The organism is Companilactobacillus halodurans, from assembly GCF_009600985.1.
Taxonomy (GTDB): domain Bacteria; phylum Bacillota; class Bacilli; order Lactobacillales; family Lactobacillaceae; genus Companilactobacillus; species Companilactobacillus halodurans.
This window is the reverse complement of record NZ_VDFP01000054.1, coordinates 1-3,449: the sequence shown is the minus strand read 5'-3', so window position 1 is coordinate 3,449 and position 3,449 is coordinate 1. Positions and strand designations below refer to the sequence as shown.

The window sequence follows — 3,449 nt, the reverse complement described above, 5'->3', positions numbered from 1 at the left end:
GGCTATACTCCTACTTAAGTAGACAAGCAAATAATCAAAGCTTGTACACTTAGGAAGGAGTTTTTTATGGGAAGAAAAGGTTCCCGCTATACATTGAAGGAAAAACTGGCGTGTATTAGCTTAGTGGAGCAGGGAATTACTCCTAACGCAGTTGGCACTCAGTACAATATTAAAGGTGAACAGATCCAGCAATGGGTCCAACGTTATCACAAAGATGGCGAAGCGGGATTAAAGCGAGCTTGGCCGCACCGTTATCCAACCGAGCTAAAGCTGGAAATCGTTCAAAAATATCTAACAAGACACACGTCATATCCACAATTGGCCAGAGAATATCAAATTCCTAACGTGGCAGTTATATATCAGTGGGTAACCCGGTATACTAGTGGTAAATCATTAGAAACTACTAGGGAGAAAAACGATATGAGAGATGGTCGTAAAACAACTCAACTTGAACGAATTGAGATCGCACAATGGGTGATTGCCAATGATCTAGACTACGTCGGTGCTATAAAGAAATTTAACGTCTCATATGGACAAGCCTATACCTGGGTTAGAAAGTTCAAACGAGATGGTTCGATGGGCCTAGAGGATCGTCGTGGTAAGGCGAAAGAAGATCATGGTCAATTAACTGAGAACGAGAAATTAATGCTTGAAAACAAACGGCTTCAGGCCCGCGTAATGCGGCTCTCAACGGAGCTAGCCGTGCGGGAAAAAATCCAAGAATTAGAGAGAAGGAATGTCCTCAAACAGAAAAATATCAAGTTATTAAAGAACTCACACAAGAAGTGAATTCAGATAACGATCAACCTTATAATATCGGCTATTTGTGTACCTATACGGGAATTTCACGATCAAGTTACTATAAGTGGTTAAATCACGGTCTAAGTCAGCGTCAGATCGACGATCAAGCTGTTGTAAAGTATATGATCGAGCTAGAGGAACAACACAACTATATCTACGGTGTTGAGAGTCTAACAATGTATGTTAATAAGAATACCAAGTATCATGTTGGACACAATAAAGTGCGACGATTAATGGCCGAAAATGAAATCAAAGCATCTATCAGGGTTAAGAAACATGATCGACATGAGGAACATAAAGAGCAACTCTCGGCTAACCTTCTGTATGATGCAGATAAGGGTCATAATTTTCATCCAGATGAGGCTAACCATATTTGGGTAACTGATTGTAGCGAATTAAGATATGGTCTTAGAAATCAGTATCGGCTTCGCCTAAGCGCCATTAAGGATCTATATGATCATAGTATTATTGCTTGGCAGGTAGCCGAAACTGAGACATCGGTGTTAGTTACCGATACGATCAGGTTGGCTTTAGAGAACACAAATGCAATTAAACCAGCCATTTTACACAGCAATCAGGGTTCTAGCTACACCTCTGGTGAATACAACACTTTCCTAGCAGGTCATGGCATCAATCATAGTATGTCACGAGCGGGTACCCCTGGCGATAACAGTCCTATAGAATCCTTTTGGAGTCACATGAAGGACGAATTTTTTGCGTTCAGAACGGCGCAATCAAAGAGTGAATTACTTGCTCAGATCAATGAGTTTATTCGCTGGTATAACTTTGAGCGGCTTCAAGTAACATTAAACGGCATGACGCCGATAGAATATCGAAATCATGCCGTTCAAGAATGTGCATAAACACTTTAATTATTTGATTGTCCTCTTGACAGGAGCCGAGCCTTAAAAACTAATCTTCTTTTTTCACTTAATCAAGCCCGCCTAATCCGTAAATAACTAGACCCAGCCCAGCAACAGTTACAATCAACGATAAAACTCCTGATAGAACAAAATTATTTAAGATAACCATTGCCATTCCTAAATAAAACTACCCCTCTTTATCTCGTTTCACATTTTTAAAAAACTTCATTTTGTTATTTCCCTCGTTTTTTACCAAGCATTCCTTCGCTTCTCTTAGGACACTGATAATTTCCATCGAAACACAAACGCAGCAGTCCTGTTTTAGTCGACAAAACATCATTAATTCGATTCATCGAAGGTAGGCCATAGTCGTCGCCTAGAGCCTCCACCTAATCAGTCACTTCAGCGGCTGGTAAGGTAAGTCCAAACTTTTAGCGACGGCTTGCGCAGTCACATGGCCATCGTAAATATTAAGGCCACTTGCAATTGTTGCATTATGCTTGATGGCAGCCTTAATGCCGTCGTTTGCGAGCTCTGCGGCGTAATTGATGGTCACGCTGGTCAACGCGTCAGTCGCCGTCTTAGGAACCGCACCGGGCACATTAGCGACCGCATAATGAACCACGCCATGACGAATGTAGGTCGGATCAGTAAATGTCGTCGCATGATCCGTTGTTTCAAAAATACCGCCTTGATCGATTGGAATATCCACCACAACAGAACCTGGCGTCATCGAGGCAATCATTTCCTCACTAACCAAAATTGGCGCTTTGGCACCGGGAATTAACACGGCACCAATCACTAGATCAGCGGTTTTGACGGATGCTGCAATATTAGCAGAATTTGAATAGAGGGTCTGAATATGACCATCGAATTGGTTGTCCACACTCGCTAAAACCCGTGGGTTAATATCTAGCAGGGTGACCTGCGCACCCAATCCTAACGCCGTCTTCGCCGCATTAAGACCAACGACACCACCGCCAATCACTGTGACGCGACTCTTACGAACACCGGGTACACCACTGAGTAACAACCCTTTGCCATCATATTGTGTCTGCAAGAACTGCGCGCCAATTATAACCGCCATTCTACCGGCGACTTCACTCATTGGATTCAAGGCGGGCAAACTACCATCCGCGCCACGCATTGTTTCGTAGCCGATAGCGGTCACATGATGTTCTAATAAAGCCTCCGCCAACTGACGATTAGACGCCAAATGAAGATAGGTATACAGAATTAAACCAGGTTTAAAGTACTGATATTCTTCTGGAAGTGGCTCTTTGACCTTAATGACCATCTCACTCTGCCAAGCTTGCTCAGCCGTCCCAATTTTGGCGCCAGCTACTTCGTACGCCTCATCCGGATAACCAGCACCTTCGCCGGCAGCCGCTTCAACAATGACCTGATGATGATTCTTGACCAAAATGCTAACACCGGCCGGCGTGATCCCGACACGGTCCTCATGATCTTTAATTTCTTTAGGTATTCCAATTTGCATCACTAACATCTCCTTAAATCTATGCTACCACAATATGAGCGTTTTTATGAGAATTTTGCTAGTTTTTAATCAAAATCAGTCGAAAGTCCGATCACATAAACCAGTTTAATGACTGCCGAAAATTAAGCTAAATCAGAAATTTTGCATAAAAGATATCCGAGGCTATACTCCTACTTAAGTAGACAAGCAAATAATCAAAGCTTGTACACTTAGGAAGGAGTTTTTTATGGGAAGAAAAGGTTCCCGCTATACATTGAAGGAAAAACTGGCGTGTATTAGCTTAGTGG

The 3,449-nt window shown here is 42.7% G+C and carries 4 protein-coding genes; 2 read left to right on the top strand and 2 right to left on the bottom strand.

The features are described 5' to 3' along the window. Positions 1–66: 66 nt before the first annotated feature. The gene (locus tag FHL06_RS12215; RefSeq protein WP_057823861.1) at positions 67–789 is read left to right on the top strand and encodes a helix-turn-helix domain-containing protein; all 723 of its coding nucleotides are present in this window, start codon (positions 67–69) and stop codon (positions 787–789) included. Then, positions 786–1,664 (top strand): IS3 family transposase, encoded by an 879-nt coding sequence (locus FHL06_RS12210; protein WP_259596269.1) that lies wholly within the window; start codon positions 786–788, stop codon positions 1,662–1,664. Before FHL06_RS12215 ends, FHL06_RS12210 begins: the two co-directional genes overlap by 4 nt. 233 nt (positions 1,665–1,897) lie before the next feature. Here the strand turns inward: FHL06_RS12210 and FHL06_RS12205 are convergent, their stop codons facing one another. Both FHL06_RS12205 and ald read right to left on the bottom strand, forming a co-directional pair. Next, complete coding sequence (locus FHL06_RS12205) at positions 1,898–2,053, bottom strand: hypothetical protein (RefSeq protein WP_153386848.1); 156 nt, start codon at positions 2,051–2,053, stop codon at positions 1,898–1,900. A gap of 8 nt (positions 2,054–2,061) precedes the next feature. Continuing rightward, complete coding sequence (gene ald / locus FHL06_RS12200) at positions 2,062–3,162, bottom strand: alanine dehydrogenase (protein ID WP_153386847.1); 1,101 nt, start codon at positions 3,160–3,162, stop codon at positions 2,062–2,064. Between the last annotated feature and the right edge of the window lie 287 nt (positions 3,163–3,449).